General features: G+C 61.2%; 18 protein-coding genes. 4 read left to right on the forward strand and 14 right to left on the reverse strand.

The features are described from left to right. Nucleotides 1-84 precede the first annotated feature (84 nt). Together QP934_RS00950 and eccCa are read right to left on the reverse strand one after the other, a co-directional pair. A complete protein-coding gene (locus QP934_RS00950) occupies nucleotides 85-1,212 on the reverse strand; it encodes a type VII secretion-associated protein (RefSeq protein WP_284787139.1) in 1,128 nt (375 codons plus the stop codon). Then, nucleotides 1,213-4,932, reverse strand: a complete 3,720-nt coding sequence (eccCa, locus tag QP934_RS00955) for a type VII secretion protein EccCa (RefSeq protein WP_419126545.1) — start codon at nucleotides 4,930-4,932, stop codon at nucleotides 1,213-1,215. A gap of 154 nt (nucleotides 4,933-5,086) precedes the next feature. Between eccCa and eccD the strand changes: the two genes are divergently transcribed. Both eccD and QP934_RS00965 read left to right on the forward strand, forming a co-directional pair. Beyond that, complete coding sequence (gene eccD / locus QP934_RS00960) at nucleotides 5,087-6,514, forward strand: type VII secretion integral membrane protein EccD (RefSeq protein ID WP_337888069.1); 1,428 nt, start codon at nucleotides 5,087-5,089, stop codon at nucleotides 6,512-6,514. 5 nt (nucleotides 6,515-6,519) lie between these two features. Beyond that, a complete protein-coding gene (locus QP934_RS00965; protein ID WP_419126571.1) occupies nucleotides 6,520-7,662 on the forward strand; it encodes a S8 family serine peptidase in 1,143 nt (380 codons plus the stop codon). Here the strand turns inward: QP934_RS00965 and eccB are convergent. The 12 genes from eccB to secY all read right to left on the reverse strand — a co-directional run bounded on the left by eccB (nucleotide 7,652) and on the right by secY (nucleotide 17,398). Next, nucleotides 7,652-8,938, reverse strand: coding sequence for a type VII secretion protein EccB (gene eccB / locus QP934_RS00970; protein WP_337888071.1), 1,287 nt, complete (start codon nucleotides 8,936-8,938; stop codon nucleotides 7,652-7,654). The two genes, QP934_RS00965 and eccB, sit on opposite strands and share 11 nt — an antisense overlap. 74 nt (nucleotides 8,939-9,012) lie before the next feature. Then, entirely contained in the window at nucleotides 9,013-9,894 is an 882-nt protein-coding gene (gene truA, locus QP934_RS00975; RefSeq protein WP_337888072.1) for a tRNA pseudouridine(38-40) synthase TruA, read from the reverse strand. A gap of 153 nt (nucleotides 9,895-10,047) precedes the next feature. Further along, nucleotides 10,048-10,545: a 50S ribosomal protein L17 gene (gene rplQ, locus QP934_RS00980; protein ID WP_340419010.1), complete on the reverse strand. Its 498-nt coding sequence runs from the start codon at nucleotides 10,543-10,545 to the stop codon at nucleotides 10,048-10,050. Nucleotides 10,546-10,617: 72 nt separating this feature from the next. Next, complete coding sequence (locus QP934_RS00985; RefSeq protein ID WP_005322760.1) at nucleotides 10,618-11,628, reverse strand: DNA-directed RNA polymerase subunit alpha; 1,011 nt, start codon at nucleotides 11,626-11,628, stop codon at nucleotides 10,618-10,620. A 114-nt stretch (nucleotides 11,629-11,742) separates the two neighbouring features. After that, nucleotides 11,743-12,348 carry a 30S ribosomal protein S4 gene (gene rpsD / locus QP934_RS00990; protein ID WP_005322762.1) on the reverse strand — a complete coding sequence of 202 codons (606 nt, stop codon included), beginning with the start codon at nucleotides 12,346-12,348 and terminating at the stop codon, nucleotides 11,743-11,745. 21 nt (nucleotides 12,349-12,369) lie between these two features. Further along, complete coding sequence (rpsK, locus tag QP934_RS00995) at nucleotides 12,370-12,774, reverse strand: 30S ribosomal protein S11 (protein WP_005322764.1); 405 nt, start codon at nucleotides 12,772-12,774, stop codon at nucleotides 12,370-12,372. 3 nt (nucleotides 12,775-12,777) lie between these two features. Further along, on the reverse strand, nucleotides 12,778-13,146 hold the full coding sequence (gene rpsM / locus QP934_RS01000) for a 30S ribosomal protein S13 (protein ID WP_005322765.1): 369 nt from the start codon (nucleotides 13,144-13,146) through the stop codon (nucleotides 12,778-12,780). A gap of 183 nt (nucleotides 13,147-13,329) precedes the next feature. Then, nucleotides 13,330-13,548 (reverse strand): translation initiation factor IF-1, encoded by a 219-nt coding sequence (infA, locus tag QP934_RS01005; RefSeq protein WP_004566852.1) that lies wholly within the window; start codon nucleotides 13,546-13,548, stop codon nucleotides 13,330-13,332. Nucleotides 13,549-13,813: 265 nt separating this feature from the next. Next, a complete protein-coding gene (locus QP934_RS01010) occupies nucleotides 13,814-14,665 on the reverse strand; it encodes a L,D-transpeptidase (RefSeq protein ID WP_419126547.1) in 852 nt (283 codons plus the stop codon). A 65-nt stretch (nucleotides 14,666-14,730) separates the two neighbouring features. After that, the gene (gene map, locus QP934_RS01015) at nucleotides 14,731-15,525 is read right to left on the reverse strand and encodes a type I methionyl aminopeptidase (RefSeq protein ID WP_340419013.1); all 795 of its coding nucleotides are present in this window, start codon (nucleotides 15,523-15,525) and stop codon (nucleotides 14,731-14,733) included. A 2-nt stretch (nucleotides 15,526-15,527) separates the two neighbouring features. Next, the gene (locus tag QP934_RS01020) at nucleotides 15,528-16,073 is read right to left on the reverse strand and encodes an adenylate kinase (protein WP_293823813.1); all 546 of its coding nucleotides are present in this window, start codon (nucleotides 16,071-16,073) and stop codon (nucleotides 15,528-15,530) included. Next, on the reverse strand, nucleotides 16,073-17,398 hold the full coding sequence (gene secY, locus QP934_RS01025) for a preprotein translocase subunit SecY (RefSeq protein ID WP_349819367.1): 1,326 nt from the start codon (nucleotides 17,396-17,398) through the stop codon (nucleotides 16,073-16,075). Before secY ends, QP934_RS01020 begins: the two co-directional genes overlap by 1 nt. A 372-nt stretch (nucleotides 17,399-17,770) precedes the next feature. On the opposite strand from secY, the gene QP934_RS01030 reads away from it, so the two are divergent. Both QP934_RS01030 and QP934_RS01035 read left to right on the forward strand, forming a co-directional pair. After that, entirely contained in the window at nucleotides 17,771-19,078 is a 1,308-nt protein-coding gene (locus QP934_RS01030; protein ID WP_049383596.1) for a class I SAM-dependent methyltransferase, read from the forward strand. An 11-nt stretch (nucleotides 19,079-19,089) separates the two neighbouring features. Next, nucleotides 19,090-20,592, forward strand: a complete 1,503-nt coding sequence (locus QP934_RS01035; RefSeq protein WP_419126549.1) for an FAD-binding oxidoreductase — start codon at nucleotides 19,090-19,092, stop codon at nucleotides 20,590-20,592. Nucleotides 20,593-20,625: the final 33 nt, after the last annotated feature.

A 20,625-nucleotide genomic window follows, 5' to 3' on the forward strand; every position in this document is an offset into this window, starting at 1 on the left:
CTGTGCTTCGCATCTGTGCTTTCTCACTTTTATTGGACTGAACTTTCCGCCAAACGGTTCCTGGCTGAGGCAAAGTTTTTGAGACTATTTTTTGACTAGGCTTTCTGTGGCCATGCGGCAAGCCGCTTTTTGAACGTCGTTGGAGTTATGCCGGGTATGGCATCCCACGGACATCTGGTGCCCACGGTCTTCCCAGGTAGTCCATTCCACCAAGGAGCCGTCCCCGGGGTCTTCGGTGTAGGTCAGTCGTCCGGCCTCATTGGTGGCATCGCGAAGCGCCGGGTCTTCGTCCACCTGCGCGTGAATTTCTTTAAACAAGGCATCCGTCGGCACGTTAAACATCTCATCCGCCGCCAGCAGGATGCGTAGGTTCGGGTCTTCCCCGGTGGCGGTGACCAGGCCATCTTCCACCTTGGTGTGGAACCCACTGGGGACGACTACTGACATTCCCTCCACGTCTAGGCGCTTTTCACCTGGTCTCAATTCGTCACTGCCGGATTCCGGCGCACCCGTCGTCGTACCCGGCTGTGGCGAGGCCAACGCGGACTCTGTTGCGTTCTCGCGGCTTGGCTCGGCGGCGCGCGGTTGCGGGCGCACTGTATCCGAAGCGGCGTCGCCATCGCCGGAAGCCTGGGCACCGATAGCCCACCAGGAAGCTCCAGCCACGGCGATGATGACCACCGCGATTGCGACATGAAAGATATCAATAGCCCCGAGCCAACCGCGCAGGCGGTCGGCCCAACGTGGGGTTACTGACTCGTCGTAGGTAGGCGACTCCATCACCGTAGTAGGAGGCGCCGAATCCGTGACTTCAGGAACCGGGTGAGGAGGCGGACCGACTGGGCTCGGGGCCGCTAGCAGGGAGATGGCTGGTTCTGGGTCGATGAGGCGCACCCCAGTGACTTCCAATTGCCGGCAGATGATGGTGGTAGCTTCCTGCGCGATGCCCGTGCCGGAAGAGTCTGCCACCACGCAGACTTCCACGTCGGGCCAGGACGATCCCGCCATCTTGGATATCTGATCCATGACTTGACCTAAGGCCCAGCCTTCCACAATGCCGGTTCCCGGTAGGTCATAGCGGTAGACCGTTTCGGGCCCTTCAAAGATGGTGGCCGCATCTAGGATGGTGACGGTAATGGGGCTGGCGGTGGTCTCCCCACCAGTAGGGATAGGGGTGTCGGTTGGCGCATTCGCGCTGAGATTGGTGGTCATTTACTTTTCTCCTTCTAGGTACACCGCTTGGGCGACGCCGAGGTTTTCACCGCGGATGCTCCACTGACCGCGGCCGGGTGGTTGGTGGCAGGGCTTGAGTCCGAAGATGGTTCCTTCGTCCCGGTCGGCGTCGAAAAGCAGCAGCGCCGGCTGCAGATCGCGCACCGCGGAAAAGAATTGGCCAAAGAGGGCACGGCCGATGCCGCCGGATTTGCGAGCGATAACAAGGTGCAGGCCAATGTCGCGGGCATGGGGAAGCAACTCCAATAGCGGCGAGAGAGCGATATCGCTTAGCAGGTCCGCATCATCGATGACTAGGTAAATGTCTGGGCCCTGCCACCAATCTCGTGCGGCGAGCTGCGCCGGGGTAATGTCCGGGCCAGGCAGGCGAGATTCCAGGGTCCGGACTGTATTGACAATGGCCTCTTGCGCACTCGACTGCGTCGCGGCGTAGGCAGCAACCATGTTCTGGTCCAAGGTTCCCAGGTGGGCTCGGCGCTGGTCGATGACGACGAGCCGGGCGTCTTCCCGCGCAAAGGCGCTAATGCCGCGCATGATCTGCGCCAGGAAGGTGGACTTGCCACAGCCCTGCGCCCCGATTGCCACAAGGTGCGGCTCACGAGACGGATTCCAGGTCAGCGTATCGAGGTCGCGCCCGCCGATGCCCCAGGCGATCTCGCCGGTGGGCACGCCCTCTTGAGCCGCGAGGGCGGACGGAGTAAGCACGGCGGGCAGCATCTTGAGCTGTGGAACTGGGTCAGCCGCAGCATGCGCGCGGCAGATGTGGGCGATATCCTGGTTGGAGGTGCGAGCTAAGAGCATATTCTCACCCGCCAAGGTGAGCCCGCGGCCCGGCGCGCTGGGGAGCTTGTGCTGTAGTTTGCGGTCGATGAGCGAATCCAAAGCCTCACCCAGGCGCAGCTCGAGGCGATTGGCAATGAGGTCGCGGATAGCCGGGCGCATCGTGGTCCACCGCGAAGTGGCAATGATGACATGCACGTGGGCGGAGGCACCATCGGCGACGATCTCGGTGACCTTCTCCGCTATGTCTTCAAACTCGGCGTTGGAGGTACCAATGTGGTGCCAGCCATCAATGACAAGGAAGGTTGCGCACCGTTCTGGGCGGCGGATAAACCCAGCTACTTCGTCAACGATGCGCCGTACCTTTTCGCCCTCCTCGCGCCCGGCAACTCCGGCCACGTGGGGCAGGCGCTCTAGGGACGTTAGCTGACCGCCACCAAGATCGATGACGTAGAAGCGTGCCGTCTGCGGGTCATGCCGTAGAGCTAGCGCAGAGACGATCGTGCGCAGCGCACTCGATTTACCGGACTGTGGACCACCGCACAGTGCCATGTGTCCACCGTGCTGGGTGAAATCAATAATCAGCTCATCCTGGCGTTGGTAATACGGCCTATCGATAATGCCGATGGGCGCGCACAGCTGCCTTTGGTCCGCTGCGGGCGAGACTGCACCCGCAGCATGTACACCGGAAAGCCCTGGCAGCGCGGATAGCTCAATGACCGGCGGTAGCGGCGGCAGCCAGATGCGGTGCGCCGATTGATCACGCATGTGGGCCTCTTCCGCCGCGGCGCGAACGACCTCGGTAAGCACAGTGGTGGAGTCATCGAGAACCACCGCAGCGCTAGTATTGTCCTCTTCCTGGGACCAGCCATGGAAGAGCTGCACGCGGCCGCGGGTTGAGGCGGGGTGGTCCACGGAGGCGTCGGCAAGCGCCCGGCGCGGCAGGGGCCCAGACACGTAGGAGGCTTGGAAGCGGGTCAAGGCCTCAGCATCGGATTTGAGGTAGCCCGCGCCGGGCTGGCCGGGCAGGTGATACGCATCGGTCACGCCCAATACTTGGCGGGATTCCGCTGAGGAGAAGGTTTTCAGGCCGATTCGGTAGGACAAATGGGAATCTAGCCCCCGCAAGCGGCCTTCTTCGAGCCTTTGGGAGGCCAAAAGCAGGTGCACGTGGAGACTGCGCCCCAAGCGGCCGACGGCGACGAAGAGTTCCGCGAAGTCTGGGTGCTGGCCCAAAAGCTCCGAGAACTCATCGACGACGATAACCAAGGCCGGCAAGGGCCCGTGGTCACGCACGGCGGTGGCAGAAGCGTTGTACTCACTGACATTGGCAAAGTTTCCGGCGGTACGCAGCAGCTCTTGGCGTCGGTTCATCTCGCCGGAGATGGCATCGTACATGCGCTCTACCAGCGTAGATTCCTCCTCCAGGTTGGTAATCACCGCGGAAGTATGCGGCAGGCGGTCGCATCCTAAGAATGTCGCGCCGCCCTTGAAATCCACGAGCACGAGGTTAAGCTCGTCCGGACTATGGGTAGCCGCCAACGCGGTGACAAGGGTGCGCAGCAGCTCTGACTTTCCGCTGCCAGTCGCACCGATGCACAGGCCGTGCGGCCCCATACCGCCGTGGGCAGATTCCTTGAGATCCACCGTGACGGGCTGGCCCGCCGTATCGATGCCGATGGGCACCATGAGACGCGCCGAGCCCTCCCGGCCATGCCACATGCCGCTAGCCGCTAGCTCTTCCACATCGCGATAGCCCAGAAGGCCCATAAGGTCACTGCCGCGCCGGCCAGAAGTGCTATCGGGGCGGCGGTAAGAGGCCATACTGCGCGCGAGCAACGTCGCGCCGGCCACACTCATCCCGTCGGGAGACCCAAGGTCTTCCACCCCTGCCGCGGTGACCACCTGCAGCTGCTCCCCTGCCACGAGGCTTAGCCCTTCGTGCTCGGCGCGTACCCCCAGCGCCGAAGACGGCGCCCCACCAACCTCAATGATGGTGGTATAGGAGTCATCGTGGAAAAAGTCTTCGGTTCCCGTGGTCAGCACGCCATCGACGATGAGGATGCGAAAGCGCGCCTTTTCCGGCGTGCGCGCATGGGGCAGCCACTTCAGCCACTCCCACTGGCCACCGATGGCCTCGATACCGCAGGTTTCCGGGCCATGCGCCAACGCCATCTGCAGCACCATTGCGCGCACCATATCGCGGGAGGGATCTGCGGGCTCTTCGCCCCGAGTCGACGCCATTCCGGACACGGACAAGAAGCGAAAGGCCTGCAGTTGGATAACCACCGGCATATCGGGAACGGTGCCCACCGCCTTAATGGTCTGGCGCATGCTCACCGCACACACCGGGTCCAGGTCTTCCGTGGCGCCCGAATCCGGCACGTTGATGGGGGTGCACAAAGTCGTTGGGCCAGTTCCCACGCGTACCTCGAGGGCGTCCGAGTCATCCGGGCCACGCTCCCACATGCGGCGCGAGCCGACTAGAGTGCTGAGTTCCACCGGTGCCGGGTGGCGATAACTTTCATGTGCACGCTGCGCCGAGGCATTGCGCAGCGCCTTTTCTCGCAAAGCTTTGATGTGGCGCAGGTAAGTGCGCCGGGTTTCATCCGGATCCTGCCCGCTGTTATTGGGCCCAAACATCATGGCCATGCTCGCCAGCATCATCAATGGAAACATCAAGGCCATAGGGCTAATCTGCCGGGATTCCCCAGCGCCTAACACCATGAGGGCGACCATGCCGAGCATAGCTGCAATCATCACCACCGGAAGCAGCAGCCGCACCAGCGGCACCGGTTGCGGGCGCACCGCCTCCGGGACTTCCTCGGCCTCGATGCTGCCGGTGGGCAGCGGCGGCGCAGCATCCCGCAATGGCATGGTCAACGGCTCAATGACGCGGGCATCCCCGATCCCAAGCATGCCTAAATAACCTCCCCCGAGCCACGCGCCAAGCGCCCTTGGCCCCCTGCCAAGATTCCCCGCGCTGCGGTGGACACGTCGCCACTAGTAAGCCACAATATGTGGCATTGGGCAAGGGGGACGCCCACAATCCATACATTTTTCGGGGGACACCATGACTACTGCAACGGCGCATCATCTGCGCCTTACCGTTCGCATTCATGCCGGCGCCTTCCACAAGGAGGCAGACGTGGCGCTACCGCTAAGCTCCAGCGTGGGCGAGCTTTTGGCGGAGATCACTGACTTGGTGGATGCGCCCACCATTTCTGAACCTTGGCACGCCAGTACAGCCTCCGGCCGCGCCATCGATCTCACCGCCCCGTTGGCTACCACTGCGCTCACGGAAGGCTCAATTCTTGTTATTAGTCCGCGCGAGCGCCGGCCTGCACCGGTGATTCGGGATGCGGCGGAATCGCTCGCCGCCGCGGCTGAAGAGGATACTACCGCCGCCCTTCCCACCATCTGGGCTTGGGCAGGGCTGCTTGCCGCCTTCGCCCTAGTGTGGGTTAGCACCCTTCCCCTAACTGCGTGGGCGGCGTTGAGCGCTGGAGCCCTGTTGCTCGCCTTGTGGACCCGTGCCCTATCACTGGTGCACCTTAGCCTGGTAGCCGGCATGGCGTGTGGCTGGGTGGTGATTTCGCCCTCGCTTGGCGAAGCCCCCTTTGCCGCACTCACCGCCTGCGTCGCCCTCCTCATCGTGCTGCTTGCCTGCCACGTCGCCGGGTTGAGCACGGTTCGCACTACCGCCGTGGCACTCACCGTCTCAGTGCTGTTGCTGGTCGCAGCATTGGGCTACCTGCTGCCCGGACCAGGGACGGGTCTCCAGGGCAGCCACGGTACGGCGGCAGCCGCCTGTGTGGTGATCGCCGGCATTATCCTGCTGGCCGCAGCTCCTGCGTTGACCGTTGCCACCGCTGGGCTCAAAGTCCCGCAGTTGCCCACGGCCGGCCAAGACCTCGCGGTTTCGGATGCCGTCCAACCGGATGTCGATATCCGTGCCCGACGCGCCGGCAGTACCTATGAGGGAGTGTGCTGCGGGCTGGCACTCTGTCTCATCCCGGCACTTATCGCCCTCTCGCTTACAGGTAGCGGTCCGGCTCTAGCGCCGACGAGCGGCGCGCCCGATGCTCTCGCCGAGTACGTTGCGGTGCTCTTTGGCGCTGAGCACACCGGCGCGGGATTCGTCCAAGCACTCTGCGTGACCACAGCGGGTGCCGTGGTCCTGCATGCCGCCCGGCACGGTCGTGCGTTGGCTAGCTGGGCCCTGATGCTGCTGGCGATGGCCGCCTGTCTCGCTGCATGCTTGTGCGCTACCCACGCGGTGGCGGATTCCGGGCTTGCCGATGCCTGGGCGCCAAGCCTTGTTGCCTGCCTGGTTCTCCTCGCCATGCTAAGCGCCCCGCTGTGGGCACCCAAAGTGGCTGGGCTCGAGCCCACCACCATCGCGTGGTTTGAGCGCATAGAATCCCTGGCCATTGCCGCTAGCTTGCCGCTGGCCGCACACCTAGCCGGTATCTTCGTGCTCATTAGGGGGCTCGGATAATGCGTGTGCTACCTACCGCTTTGGTTATTTCCTTCGCGGCGGGACTGACCGCTGCTCCCTACGCGGCCGCGCGCGAACCGGACCGCAAATGCGCCGCCGCACATTCCTCACCGCTTTCGCCCCAACCAAGCCAGGAGCAGCTAGACTACCGGGCCCGTCTACATTCCTTTGCTACCGGGGAAGGCATCAAAGTAGCCGTTATCGATACTGGCGTGGCCCGTCACAATCAACTGCGGCATCTCAGCAGTGGCGCGGATCTTGTCGCGCCAGAGGAACCGCAGCCGCATCGCGATTGCGACCTGCACGGCACCGTCGTGGCCGGTGTCATCGCCGGTCACGATATCGGTATCGCCCCGCGAGCAGAGATTTACGCTGTGCGCCAGACCAGCGCGCACTACCGCCAAGAAGCCGAAGACAGTACCACCGGCTCCCTGGACACCTTGGCCCGCGCCATCGATGACGCCGCCGCTGCCGGTGCCCGCGTCATCAACATTTCGGTTGTTTCCTGCGTTCCGCCGGATGTGGCCGCGCAGGTCGATACTTCCCGATTGGAACGCGCTTTGGCGTATGCGGAAGACTCCGGCGCCGTGGTGATCGCTGCCTCGGGCAATGCGTCCTCTGGCAGCTGCGAGATGGGTGACCGCGTCTTTCCGGCGGATTCACCCACGGTGCTCTCAGTAAGCGCCCTAGCGGATTCACACGAACTCGCTGACTACTCACTGAATTCAGCCGACGGACCCCAGCTTGCTGCGCAAGGTTTCATTCCGCTAGCGCTCAACCCCGCGGGTGGATGGGCCGATGGTAAGGAGGGAACGGACGGAACGGCGCAGTTCCATGGCACCTCCTTTGCCGCGCCGGTGGTCAGCGGCACCGCTGCCCTCTTGGCGCAGCGCTTTCCCGACGATAGCCCGGCCGCCCTCCGTAAACGCTTGGAGGACGCCGCGGAACCGGGACATGGCTTCATCGACCCGCTCACTGTGCTCACCCACGTGGAAGCGGGCGCGGACGTCGATACCCGAGCTATGACCATCCGCCCCACTGACGAAGGCGACTCCCACGCCCCCACACGCAGTGCCTGGGTGCTAGGTGGATTAACGCTGGCGCTTGCTGCGTGGGCCGTGTGGCGCGGGCTAAGGCCTAAGAACTAACCTGCAGCGCCTGCTCACGGTTTAGCGCGGAGCCTTCCGGCAGCAAGCGCAGGATCTCCCACGGCACTTGCGCGCCCACGCCGGTGCCAAGGGCTTCCAAAGTCTCTTTGTCCTTGACCTCGTGCCGCTGCCCCGTGGGTGAGACCACGTGATAACCATGGCCGCTGTCTACGCCTACGCCACCGGCGTTGAGCCCTCCAAAGCGATGGGCCACCGACTCACCTGCCAAGGCGACGGTGCCTGCTTGGGCAGGTACCACTACCCCGCCGCCCTCGTTAGCAGCACACATCCAGCCATCGTCCGGGCTTAAGAAGCGGAAGGACGTGGAGGGAAGGTTGAGGTTTAAGGGGGCGTCGGCAAGCGCGGCAATCTCCTGCGGCGTGGCTGTCATCTCCTTGGCACCCACGCCTGTGAGCATCTCCGCCTGCGTAGGCGTGAGCTCCGCTACACCCTCGGGCGTACGCGCCCACAGGCTCTGCCCAGTATCGACAACCTCGGGCGGATTAGCCGGAAAGTTCAGCGGCGGCAGCTCCGCAAAGGCATTGAGCAGCTCGGGCGGCACGGGCCAGGTGTGGGTACTATCGTCCACGCCCAGCGCCCGGCGCACGACGCGCCCTTCGGTGCTGGAGGAATCTGGCAACGCCACGCGGCCTTCCTCTGTGATAAGCCACTGCGCGCCCTCGGATTCCACCAGTGCGGCGCGCTCCTCACCGAGGCTTTTCTGCTCGGGCTCGGCGAGAACAATAACCTCCTGCGACGCAACCTGGTGGCCGCCGATACTAGTTGGGTTTTCTGTAGTCGGCGCCTCATCCTTGCCGGCTAAACACGCTGCCCAACGCTGCTGGGGAGTCTCGCCTGCTGCCGCGAGGTAACCAGGGGCATCCGAGATACCCACCGGTGAGCCCAGTAGCGCCTCTTGCAGGTGCTCATCCCCAATGGCCTGCGCCTCGGCCGCCTGCCCGGCGATAATGCGCGCAGAGGCCAGGTTGAAGACTGGATGGTAGGTGTCATTGACATCCACGAAGAGCTGGCCCTGCTCCGAGCGCACGATCGGCGCATCACCCGGCTGCGGGCTCGGCTGCAGCCATGCCAACATACCGGACCCCACCGCAAGGAAGGCGACGCCGACGCCACCGAAAAGTAGCGCTTTTCGGCGTCTTGCCAAAGGATCGTGAATCATGCGGATATCTCCCAGCACGAGCCCATGCTCGACGCGGCGACGCAAGAATTTATGGCCCGATACCTGGGCCTTGGTAGTAGGCAGCGGACGTGCCATGATTTTCCCCCGAAAAGTCTGTGTACACCCAGCACACAGGTTATCCCAGGCATGCGACCGCTGCCACTTGGGCGCTAGTCGGCGCTGCGCCTTTCGCGGGTGACCTCGGCGCGCGCCGCCAGTTGATCCGCGGCCGGGTAATCAACGGCGACGAGCGAGAGTCCCTTGGCCGGGGCCACGGGGATGTGGGAAGAGCGCTTCGTCTCCTGCAGCAGTCCCGCGGCGAAGTCGGCATCGCGCCGCCCCTCCCCCACGCGCAGGCAACAGCCCACCAACGAGCGCACCATCGACCAGCAGAACGCATCGGCGCTCACGCGGGCCTCAAAAAGCTCCGGTTCTTCGGGCGTAGAGACGTCGCGCCAAGAAAATTCCTGCAATTCACGAATGGTCGTGGCATTCGGCTTGGCTTTACAAAAAGCCGCAAAATCATGCAGGCCCACCAGGGCGGTGGCGGCTTCTTGCATGGCATCGATATCCACCGGCTTAATCCACTCGGCCGTATCCCGCGCCCGGGTCGGCAGCGCGCCGCGCGGGTTGGTGGTAATCCGGTAGACGTAGTGCCGCCGCAGCGCCGAAAACCGCGCATCAAAGCCTGCGGATGCGAACTCGCACCCGTGTACCCGAACGTCTTCTGGCAGAAGCTTTGCTAGCCGACGCACCAGCTTCCCCGGCTCCCCTGCCACCGAGCGCTGCGCCAGCATTTCAGTTGGAACGTCCACGTGCGCCACCTGGCCACGAGCGTGAACACCTGCATCCGTCCGACCCGCGACCGTTAGCGGCACCTCCGTGCGCGCAATCATCGCCAGCTTTTCTTCCAACACGCCTTGCACCGTGCGCAGACCGCCCTTCTGCTTGGCCCAGCCATGAAAATCCGTGCCGTCATATGCCAAGTCCAAGCGCAGGCGAACGAACCCGTCTGCGGGCCCTGCGGTGGAAGTCGATGCTGCATCTGTCATAGTGGGCTTTATGCTACCGGAGTGTTTTCTGCCTAACGGCGCTAGGTCTGGGTCGTTCGTGCGCTGAGCCTTGGTTGGATGCGGACATGAAAAAGCCGCCGCCCTCCCACAGATGGGGAAGGGCGGCGGCGAGGCGCTAGGGCCGAAGGGAAATTACTTCTCCTCGGACTCCTCAGCTGCGGTCTCCTCGGCAGGTGCTTCGGTCTCAGCAGCCTCGTCTGCCTTAGCTTCCTCAGCCTCAGCGGCCTTGGATGCGGCAGCGCGGGTAGCGCGGTTAGCCTCGGAGGTCACGGTCTCCTCGAGAACGAGGGAGATCTGGGACATCGGGGCGTTGTCACCGGTGCGGTTGTCCAGCTTGATGGTGCGGGTGTAGCCACCTTCACGGTTCTCAAACTTCGGCGCAACCTCGTCGAACAGGTAAGAAACAACATTCTTGCGCGGGATGAGCTTCAGGACTGCGCGGCGGTCAGCGATGGTGCCGGACTTAGCCTTGGTGATGATCTTCTCGATGTACGGGCGAAGAACCTTCGCCTTGGCATCGGTGGTCTTGATAGCGCCGTGCTCGATCAGGCTGGCTGCCAAGTTGCTCAGCATGTGAGCCTGCTGCTTGGCGGAGCCGCCGAGACGGGCACCCTTCTTAGGGGTTGGCATTGTGTACTCCTCGTATGCGGTAAAAGTTGAGCGCGCGGCAATTAGGTCATTGCCGCAAGTCAGCGGGGTTCTTTACTCGGAATCCTCAGCAGCCGGATCCTTAAAGTCACCGGTTTCTGCGTCATAGCCCTCGAGCTGGGTTGGGTCGAAGTCCTCAGGGGTGTCCTTGAGAGCCAGGCCCAAGTTAGCCAGCTTGATCTTTACCTCATTGATCGACTTCTGGCCGAAGTTGCGGATATCCAGCAGGTCGGACTCGGTGCATTCAGCGAGCTCGCCCACGGTGTGAATCTCCTGACGCTTCAGGCAGTTATAAGAGCGGACGGAGAAGTTCAGGTCCTCGATCGGCATGCCGTAGGCAGCGATGTACTCGGTCTCCTGCGGGGAGGGTCCGATCTCAATGCCTTCGGCAGCGTTGTTCAGCTCGCGAGCCAGGCCGAAGAGCTCGACCAGGGTGCCGCCAGCGGAAGCCAGGGCATCGCGGGCAGAAATCGAGTTCTTGGTTTCGACGTCGATGGTCAGCTTGTCAAAGTCGGTACGCTGCTCAACACGAGTTGCCTCGACCTTGTAGGAGACCTTGAGGACCGGAGAGTAAATCTGGTCGACCGGGATGCGGCCGATCTCACCGGAGGTAGGAGCGGCTGGGACGTAGCCACGGCCGCGCTCGACGACGAGCTCAATGTCCAGCTTGGCGGTGTCATTCAGAGAGGCAATATGCAGATCCGGATTGTGGATCTCCACGCCAGCCGGCGGCTGGATATCGCCCGCAGTGACATCGCCCGGGCCTTCCTTGCTCAGGTACATAACAACCGGCTCATCAGAGTCGGAAGAAAGCACCATGCTCTTGATATTCAAGATGATCTCGGAAACGTCTTCCTTCACACCGTTGATGGTGGTGAACTCGTGAAGAACACCATCGATCTTGATGGAGGTTACCGCTGCACCCGGGATGGAGGACAGCAGGGTACGACGCAGCGAGTTACCGAGGGTGTAGCCAAAGCCCGGCTCGAGCGGTTCGATGACGAACTTGGAACGAGACGAGTCGATGAATTCCTCGGTGAGCTGAGGACGCTGGGAAATGAGCATTGAAATTCTCCTTTTCGGCGACCGCTATTTGACGCCGGTAGAGGGGTAAAAATCTTCGGGATTGAAGATTCCTGGTTATCCGTCAGGCCATTACAGGCCGTGCGGTATAACAGTTTACTTCGAGTAAAGCTCGACGATGAGCTGCTCCTGCAGCGGAATGTCGATCTGAGCGCGCTCGGGCAGCTGGTGCACGAGGATGCGCAGGGTATCAGGAACAACCTGCAGCCATGCCGGTACGTTGGCATCGATGAGGGCGTCCTGAGCATCTTCGAACCATTCCATCTTCTTGGAGCGGTCACGGACATCGATGATGTCGTACTGGGTGACCTTGTAGGAAGGAACGTTGATGTTCTTGCCGTTCACGGTGAAGTGACCGTGGGAGACAAGCTGGCGAGCCTGGCGGCGGGTGCGTGCCAGACCTGCACGGTAAACTACGTTATCCAGGCGGGACTCGAGCAGGATAACCAGGTTATCGCCGGTCTTGCCCGGGAGGCGGTTGGCCTCTGCGTAGTAGCGACGGAACTGACGCTCCAGCACACCGTAGGTGTACTTTGCCTTCTGCTTCTCCTGGAGCTGCAGCAGGTACTCAGATTCCTTGATGCGGTTGCGGCCAGCCTGTCCTGGTGGGTACGGGCGGCGCTCGAATGCCATATCGCCGCCGACCAAGTCGACGCGAAGACGGCGGGATACGCGGGTAGCGGGGCCAGTGTAACGAGCCATTTTCTTACCTCTTCCTTTCCCTTAAACCTTGCGGCGCTTGGTCGGACGGCAGCCGTTGTGCGGCTGTGGGGTTGCATCCGTGATCGAGGAAACCTCGAGGCCTGCAGCCTGCAGGGAACGGATGGCGGTCTCGCGGCCGGAGCCCGGACCCTTGACGAATACGTCAACCTTCTTCATGCCATGATCCATTGCCTTGCGAGCAGCGTTCTCGGCTGCCATCTGAGCGGCGAACGGAGTGGACTTACGGGATCCCTTGAAGCCAACGTGGCCGGAGGATGCCCAAGAGATAACAGCACCGGTCTGATCGGTGATCGAGACGATGGTGTTATTGAAGGTGGACTTGATGTATGCGTGGCCGAGAGCCACATTCTTCTTTACGACGCGACGGCCGGAACGGCGCGCGCCGGAACGAGTCTTTGGAGGCATGAATTACTTCTTCTTTCCTGCGATCGTCTTCTTCGGACCCTTACGAGTGCGCGCATTGGTCTTGGTGCGCTGGCCACGTACAGGCAGGCCACGGCGGTGGCGCAGGCCCTTGTAGCTTCCGATTTCAATCTTGCGGCGGATATCAGCCTGAACCTGACGGCGGAGATCACCCTCAACCTTCCAGGTAGCCTCAATTGCGTCACGGAGCGCCGACAGCTGGTCATCATCCAGGTTGTCAGTGCGCAGGTCAGGAGAAATGCCAGTCTTTTCTAGCAGTTCCTTGGCACGGGTTGGACCGATGCCGTAGATGTAGGTGAGAGCGACCTCCATGCGCTTATTGCGGGGGAGGTCAACACCAGCTAGACGTGCCATATGGCGTGTCCTTTCGGGTTGTTACGGCGGTTTTCTCCCCATCCGTCCCGCTCCATGCAACGCTTCGCCCGGGCCGTGCCGGGAATCCTTGGGTTGCTTACCAGTGCGGGCTCAGGCCACCGTAGCCTGAGGTGGACAGAGTGAACCTACGGGTTCACCCTTGGGTGAGGAGGCTTACTGTTTTTACTTGTAGCGGTAGACGATGCGTCCGCGGGTCAGGTCATAAGGAGACAGCTCTACAACCACGCGGTCCTCTGGGAGGATGCGAATGTAGTGCTGACGCATCTTGCCAGAAATGTGTGCAAGAACCTTGTGTCCATTGTCGAGCTCGACACGGAACATTGCGTTGGGCAAAGGCTCGATAATGCGGCCCTCTACCTCGATTGCGCCTTCCTTAGCCATAACCTCTACTTTTCTGGCGACGGTCAAGTGCGCCGTCACCTGCATGTTTGTTGTCTACTGCGGTGGCGTATCCACGCCAGCCTCGCTGACGCTATACACCGACTTAACAGCATACGCTGCAGCGACACGTTTTCCAAACCGCTGCGCTTTCCGACGCCCCGCTAGCTCGCACGCCCCCTCACCCTAAGCCGGCAAAATCCCCCGAACCAACTCTCCTCTTCGGGAGCTCAGTTCGGGGGATGAGGATTGCGCTTAAGCGCGGGCCTTAGTAGATAAAGACCTTATCGCCAACCTGGACATTATCCCAGTAGCGCTTTGCAGCCTCTGGCGGCAGGTGAACGCAGCCATTGGAATCAACGGCCGGGTCATCTAGGTGGAAGGCGTGACCGTTGTTGGTGAAGTAAATGGAGTACGGCATCGGCGCGTTATTGAACTCGCGGGAGATGTCATGCTCTACCTTACGGCCAACGTAGAACGTGCCGCGCGGGGTTTCCTGACCACGCATGCCAGCAGACATGGCCGGGGACACATAGGACACCTTGCCGCCGTCCTGCAGCCAGGTGCGGCGACCGTCAAGGTCAACGCAAACCTTCGCGTCAGCCGGGCACGGGCCACGGTCGAACTGGTTAGCGCGGCGCTGTGCTTCCGCCTTGCGCGCTGCAGCCTCAGAACGAGCCTTCTCAGCAGCAACGCGCTCAGCGTTGGCGCGAGCAGCGGCCTCGCGGGCCTTACGTGCTTCCTCGTTCTTCTGTGCAATCAAGCCTGGGAAGAGGAATTCTACGGCGCCGTCCACAGCCGTCTGGACGTTAGGTGCCAGTTCCGGGGAGAACTTCTCTACCTGGTCGAGAATCTGGTTGCGAGTGTTCCAGGCCTGCTCGCGGCTCTGGCCGTAGAAGTTATCCAGCTGCTTCTTTGCCTCGGCGGTGAGGTTATCTAGGCCGGACTGGGAAGAGAGCTTAGCGAGGTCGGAGTTTGCCTTGGAGCCAAGCTGCTCCAGGCTAGGAATCTCCTGGGCGGTAGCGGCAGGAGCCGCAACGGTGGTGCTCAAGGCCATCACGCCAGCAACTGCGGGCGCTGCAACCGTGGCACGGATCTTGCGGAAGCTAAATTTAGACATAACTGTGAGTATAAACCTTTCAGGGGCATATGCCTAGTGCAACAGGCAGTATTGGGGAATAGATGTCAGTAGCGACGGGTGAGGATACGGGGCCCATCGGCGGTCGCGGCCACCGTATGCTCCCAGTGGGCGGCAAAGGAACCGTCGAGGGTAACGACCGTCCAGTCATCTTCCAGCACGGCAGAGTCCTCTGTGCCCAAAGTTAGCATGGGTTCAATGGCCAGTACAGAGCCTTCTTGGATCAGCGGGCCGCGACCTGGGCGGCCCTCATTAGCCAGGTAAGGATCCTCGTGCATGGTGCGGCCAATGCCGTGGCCACCATAGCCGTCCACAATGAAAAGATCCACACCAAACTTTTCCTCTGCGTGGCGGGTGGCTTGCTCGAGGGCATGGGAGACGTCGGTAAGCAGATTGCCCGGAACCATAGCCTGCATGCCCTCCATAAGGACATACTCGGTGGCCGTGTTGAGGGCCGCGACATCAGCATCGAGATCGCCCACTGCGAAGGACCAAGCGCTATCGCCTACCCAACCATCGAGCGTGGCACCGCAATCGATGGACACCAAGTCGCCTTCTGCCAGGATGGTTTCCTTATCCGGAATGCCGTGCACGATGACGTCATTAACGGAAGCACAGATGGAGCCCGGAAATCCTTCGTACCCCTTGAAGGTGGGATAGGCGCCGGCATCGCGAATGGTCTGCTCAGCTACCGCGTCCAGCTCGAGGGTAGATACGCCAGACGCCGCAGCAGCGCGGACTTCCTGCAGTGCCTTGCCAACAATTTCGCCGGCGGCCTGCATGGCGTCTAGTTCTCCCGGAGTGCGAGCGGGGATGCGCTTACTGCGGCGTCGAAAAGCCATGCTTACTTACCCAGTGCTTCCATCGCACGGGCATTGATTTCCTCCACGGTGCCTTCGGCCTTAATGGAGATGATGGCATCGCCGTAGTGCTCGATAAGCGGGAAGGTTTCCTCTCGGTAGACACCGAGGCGGGTGCGGATGGTCTCCTCGTTGTCGTCAGCGCGGCCACGGGCCATCATGCGCTCAACCACAACATCCTCGGAGACCTCGAAGTTGAGAACTCCGTCGAGCTTCTCGCCCTTCTTAGACAGCAGCTCCTCCAGGATGTCTGCTTGCTCGGTGGTACGCGGGAAGCCGTCCAGCAGGAAGCCATTCTTGGCGTCATCCTGGTTAAGGCGGTCCTCGACCATGCGGGCAGTGACGTCGGTAGGTACCAGCTTGCCTGCATCGATGTAGGACTTTGCCTCTACACCCAGCGGGGTGCCTTCGCCGATATTGGCGCGGAACAGGTCGCCGGTGGAAATGTGCGGAACGTTCAGCTTCTCGCTGAGGATAGCTGCCTGGGTACCCTTGCCGGCACCGGGAGGTCCTAGAAGTACAAGACGCATTACTTAAGTAGTCCTTCGTAGTTGGATTGCAGTAGCTGGGACTCAATCTGCTTGACCGTAGTCAAAGCGACGGAGACCATAATCAGGATGGCCGTACCACCAAAGGCGGACGTGCCGCTGGCGGAGGAGCGGCCCACGCCGAGATCCAAGAGGATATTCGGCAGGATGGCAATAACTGCCAGGTACAGGGCACCCACGCACAGCAGACGGTTCATCACATAACCAAGGTACTCCGCGGTTGGACGGCCCGGGCGAATGCCCGGGATAAAGCCACCGTACTTCTTCATATTATCCGCCTGCTCTGCCGGATCGTACTGCACCGAAACATAGAAGTAAGCGAAGAAGATGGTCAGGACGAAGTACAGCACGATGTACTGCCAGGAGGAAGGTGCCTGCAGGTGCGCGATGACATTGCGCTGCCACCAGTTATCCGGGGTGCCGGGGGAGCCAGAGTTCACAATCTGGGTAATGAGAACCGGCATGTAGATAAGGGAGGAAGCGAAGATGACCGGGATAACGCCGGCCTGGTTGACCTTCAGCGGCAGGTAGGTAGAGGAACCACCGTACTGGCGGCGGCCGACCATGCGCTTTGCATACTGAACCGGAATGCGGCGCTGGCCCTGCTCGATGAAGGTAATGCCAACAACCAGGATGACCAGGCCGGCTACAACCATGGCAAAGACGAGTCCACCATTGTTCTGCAGGATGCTTACACCATCGGTTGGCAGGCGGGTTGCGATACCAGCGAAGATGAGCAGGGACATACCGTTACCGATGCCCTTTTCGGTGATAAGCTCGCCCATCCACATCACCAGTACGGCGCCGGAGGTCATGGTGATGACCAAGACGATGAGGGTGAAAAAGTTACGGTCTTCTGCCAAGACCGGTACGCCCTGGCCCAGCAGCTGCTCGCGGTCTGCCAGCGCGACGATGCCGGAGGATTGCAGCAACGCCAACGCGAGGGTCAGGTAGCGGGTGTACTGGGTCATCTTGGCCTGACCGGACTGGCCTTCCTTCTTCAATTCCTCAAAGCGAGGAATGACCACGGTCAGCAGCTGCACAATAATCGACGCCGTAATGTACGGCATGATGCCGATAGCGAAGATCGACAGCTGTAGCAGCGCACCACCCGAGAAGAGGTTGATGACGGAGTAAAGGTCTCCGGACTGCTCGGTCAGCTGGCGCAAGCGGCCAGCAATAGACGCATAGTCAACACCCGGAGACGGGATCTGTGCACCGACGCGGTACGCAATGATCATCACGATGGTGAAGATGATCTTCTTACGTAGGTCGGCATCCTTGAAAGCCTGGACAATGGCGGACACTACAAAATCCTCCTGGCCTACCGCTGCCGAACGCGAAATCTAGGGAGGGTTTCGCGTTCACACACGGAGGTGGAAACTCATCTACCCCTAGGAAACCACACCCCCTGAGCCAGAAAGCTTAGGGGAATTTCAGGTTTCCTTCAGGGACGGTTGAACACTTATGACCCCATTACCCTACCAGCCTTACCCCACATAGCCACATTAAGCCCCAATAGTGTGACCATGATTGCTTCTTCGTTCGCACCTTTTGTATGCGGGGTTTACCATGGGGGCATTGCCAGCGCGCAAATCCCTTTTTAGTCTCCGACCTCGCGGGTCCCTGCGCCACGAGGCCGTTATTGGTGTGAACCTAATGTTTCGAAAGAAGTAATTATGAGCAAGAAATTCACGCCGATGACCGTTGCTGAGATCATCGACGTTTTTGTCCCTAGCCCCAACCCCTTCCGCTGGGAGGCCTTCGACGGGTCCGCGACCGGACCGGAAGACTCCCAGTACAAAGTGACTATTAATAGCCTTGAGGGCCTCTCTTTTATCGCCACCCATCCCGGCGACGTGGGTTTTGCGCGTGCATATGTCACAGACGGCATCACGGTGCATGGCGATCACCCGGCCCACCCCTATGGCATTTTTGACGCGCTGCATGCCATGTATGACAAATTCCAAAAGCCGGACGCCAAGACCCTGGCCCGCGTTGTTCGTTCCCTCGCATCCATGGGCGCCTTCCAGATCCAGCCGGTCCCCGAGGTGGAGCGCGCTTCCTGGCTGCGCCGCAAGCTACACGACGGCCTATCCAAGCACTCGAAGCAGCGCGATGCCGATGTCATTTCTGATCACTACGACGTGGGCAATGATTTCTACGAGCTCTTCTTGGGCGATTCAATGACCTATACCTGCGCCTACTACCCCTCCCCAGACGCCACGCTAGAGGAAGCGCAGGAGAATAAGTACCGCCTCATCTTTGACAAACTCCGCCTCAAGGAAGGCGACCGCCACTTGGATGTGGGCTGCGGCTGGGGCGGTATGGTGCGCTACGCGGCGCGCCGCGGCGTGAAGTCCATCGGCGTCACCTTGTCCAAGGAACAGGCCGAGTGGGGCCAGCGCAAGATTGAGGAGGAAGGCCTCCAAGACTTGGCGGAAGTCCGCTTCATGGATTACCGCGATATCACCGAAGAGGGCTTCGATGCTATCTCCGCCATCGGCATTATCGAGCACATTGGTGTGAAGAACTACAACGACTTCTTCAAGTTCCTCCACGGCAAATTGAAGGTCGGCGGCTTGATGCTCAACCACAACATCACCTACCCGGATAACCACAAGACTCCCAAGGGCGGCTTCATTGACCGCTATATCTTCCCCGACGGCGAGCTCACCGGTTCCGGCAATGTCACCAAGGCGATGCAAGACAATGGCTTCGAAGTCATCCACACCGAATCCCTCCGCTTTGACTACATGCGCACCCTGCACGATTGGTGCGAGAATCTGAAGGAAAATTGGGATGAGGCCTGCGCCACCGTGGGCCTGCCAACCGCCCGCCTGTACGGCATTTATATGGCCGGATCCGAATGGGGCTTTGAGCGAAATATCATCAACCTGTATCACTTCCTCGGCGTCAAGCTGGGCGAGGCCGGCTCCCGCGCCGGTGTGCCTGAGCGCCGCTGGTGGGAAGATAGCCGCTTTTAAGGAGGGGTGCTATGACTCTCATTGATAATCTGCGCCAACGCCTCGCCGCTGCCCAGCCGCGGCCGGTGGATGCCATGCCCATCGAGCCGGTGGGATGGACGGCGCACCAAGAGGGCGTCGACAAGCTGCTGGCGAGCTTCCGTGCTGTCCCGGCCGGAAAGCGCGTGCGCCTGGCTAAGAAGACCTCTAACCTTTTCCGCGGCCGCAGCGAGGAGCAAGCGGGCCTAGATGTTTCGGGCCTCGGCGGCGTCATCGAGGTCGACCCGATAGCCCGCACGGCCGATGTGCAGGGCATGTGCACCTATGAGGACCTCGTGGATGCTACCCTGCCCCATGGCCTCATGCCCTTCGTCGTACCGCAGCTCAAGACCATTACGCTCGGCGGTGCGGTCACCGGCATGGGCGTGGAATCCACCAGCTTCCGTAACGGTCTCCCACACGAGTCCGTCCTCGAGATGGATGTTCTCACCGGCACCGGCGGGATTCTCACCTGCTCCCGCGAAGAAAATGTCGATCTCTTCCGCCTCTTCCCCAACTCCTATGGCTCGCTGGGCTACGCGGTGCGCCTCAAGATTGAGCTGGAACCCGTGCCCGCCTATGTAGAGCTGCGCGAGGAGCGTTTCCACACCGTGGAGGAAGCGAGCCGCGTGCTTGCCGACGCCGCCTCTTCCCACACCCACCGCGGCGAGCCCGTCCATGGCCTCGACGGCGTGGTCTTCTCCGAGGACGAGGCGTACCTTGTCTTTGCCCGCTTTACCGATGAGGAGGGACCAACCTCCGACTACACGCGGGATAAGATTTACTACCGCAGCCTCCAGCACGCCTCTGGCATCCGCCGCGATCGCCTCACTATCCGCGACTATATCTGGCGCTGGGATACCGACTGGTTCTGGTGCTCGCGCGCCTTTGGTGCGCAGAACCCGAAGGTGCGCAAGGTGTGGCCGCGCGAATTACGCCGCAGCTCTTTTTATTGGAAATTGGTCCGGCTCGACCGCAAATACGAGCTGGAATATAACTTCATCAAAAAGCCCCACGGCAAGCCACGTGCTGAACGCGTGGTCCAAGATATCGAGGTCACTCCAGAAAACCTGCCGGAATTCCTCCATTGGTTCTTTAATGCTTCCGATATCCAGCCGGTGTGGCTCTGTCCCATCCGACTGCGCGATGGTGTGGACGAGCTGGTAGGCACCGGCGACCTCGCCTCTAGCCCGAGCGACCCTTGGCCGCTCTACCCGCTTCGCCCCGGGCAGACCTGGGTCAACGTTGGCTTTTGGTCCGGTGTGGATGGCGATCATGTGGATCCCTCCGCTCCGAATAATGGCGCATTCAACCGCGTCATTGAATCCAAGGTCAATGAGCTTGGCGGCCACAAGTCCCTCTACTCCGAGGCTTTCTATTCCCGGGAAAAGTTCGAGGAACTCTACGGCGGCAATCTTCCCGCCACCATCAAAGCGGTTACCGATCCGGATGACCGCTTCCCTGGCCTGTACGAAAAAGCCGTAGACGAGGCGTAGGCCTTTCCTCCCCCGCGCCTACCCTGGTCGGAA

Origin of the sequence: Corynebacterium sp. MSK122 (assembly GCF_030229435.2) — a bacterium.
Taxonomy (GTDB): Bacteria; Actinomycetota; Actinomycetes; order Mycobacteriales; family Mycobacteriaceae; genus Corynebacterium; species Corynebacterium marquesiae.

Coding starts and splice junctions, on each gene's coding strand:
- eccD (WP_337888069.1), top strand. CDS start 5,087: ATGACTACTGCAACGGCGCATCATCTGCGCCTTACCGTTCGCATTCAT.
- rpsD (WP_005322762.1), bottom strand. CDS start 12,348: ATGGCTCGTTACACTGGCCCCGCTACCCGCGTATCCCGCCGTCTTCGC.
- QP934_RS00985 (WP_005322760.1), bottom strand. CDS start 11,628: ATGCTCATTTCCCAGCGTCCTCAGCTCACCGAGGAATTCATCGACTCG.
- QP934_RS01020 (WP_293823813.1), bottom strand. CDS start 16,073: ATGCGTCTTGTACTTCTAGGACCTCCCGGTGCCGGCAAGGGTACCCAG.
- QP934_RS01030 (WP_049383596.1), top strand. CDS start 17,771: ATGAGCAAGAAATTCACGCCGATGACCGTTGCTGAGATCATCGACGTT.
- QP934_RS00950 (WP_284787139.1), bottom strand. CDS start 1,212: ATGACCACCAATCTCAGCGCGAATGCGCCAACCGACACCCCTATCCCT.
- QP934_RS01035 (WP_419126549.1), top strand. CDS start 19,090: ATGACTCTCATTGATAATCTGCGCCAACGCCTCGCCGCTGCCCAGCCG.
- rplQ (WP_340419010.1), bottom strand. CDS start 10,545: ATGCCAACCCCTAAGAAGGGTGCCCGTCTCGGCGGCTCCGCCAAGCAG.
- QP934_RS01010 (WP_419126547.1), bottom strand. CDS start 14,665: ATGTCTAAATTTAGCTTCCGCAAGATCCGTGCCACGGTTGCAGCGCCC.
- rpsM (WP_005322765.1), bottom strand. CDS start 13,146: ATGGCACGTCTAGCTGGTGTTGACCTCCCCCGCAATAAGCGCATGGAG.
- rpsK (WP_005322764.1), bottom strand. CDS start 12,774: ATGCCTCCAAAGACTCGTTCCGGCGCGCGCCGTTCCGGCCGTCGCGTC.
- map (WP_340419013.1), bottom strand. CDS start 15,525: ATGGCTTTTCGACGCCGCAGTAAGCGCATCCCCGCTCGCACTCCGGGA.
- eccB (WP_337888071.1), bottom strand. CDS start 8,938: ATGGCACGTCCGCTGCCTACTACCAAGGCCCAGGTATCGGGCCATAAA.
- truA (WP_337888072.1), bottom strand. CDS start 9,894: ATGACAGATGCAGCATCGACTTCCACCGCAGGGCCCGCAGACGGGTTC.
- eccCa (WP_419126545.1), bottom strand. CDS start 4,932: ATGCTTGGGATCGGGGATGCCCGCGTCATTGAGCCGTTGACCATGCCA.
- infA (WP_004566852.1), bottom strand. CDS start 13,548: ATGGCTAAGGAAGGCGCAATCGAGGTAGAGGGCCGCATTATCGAGCCT.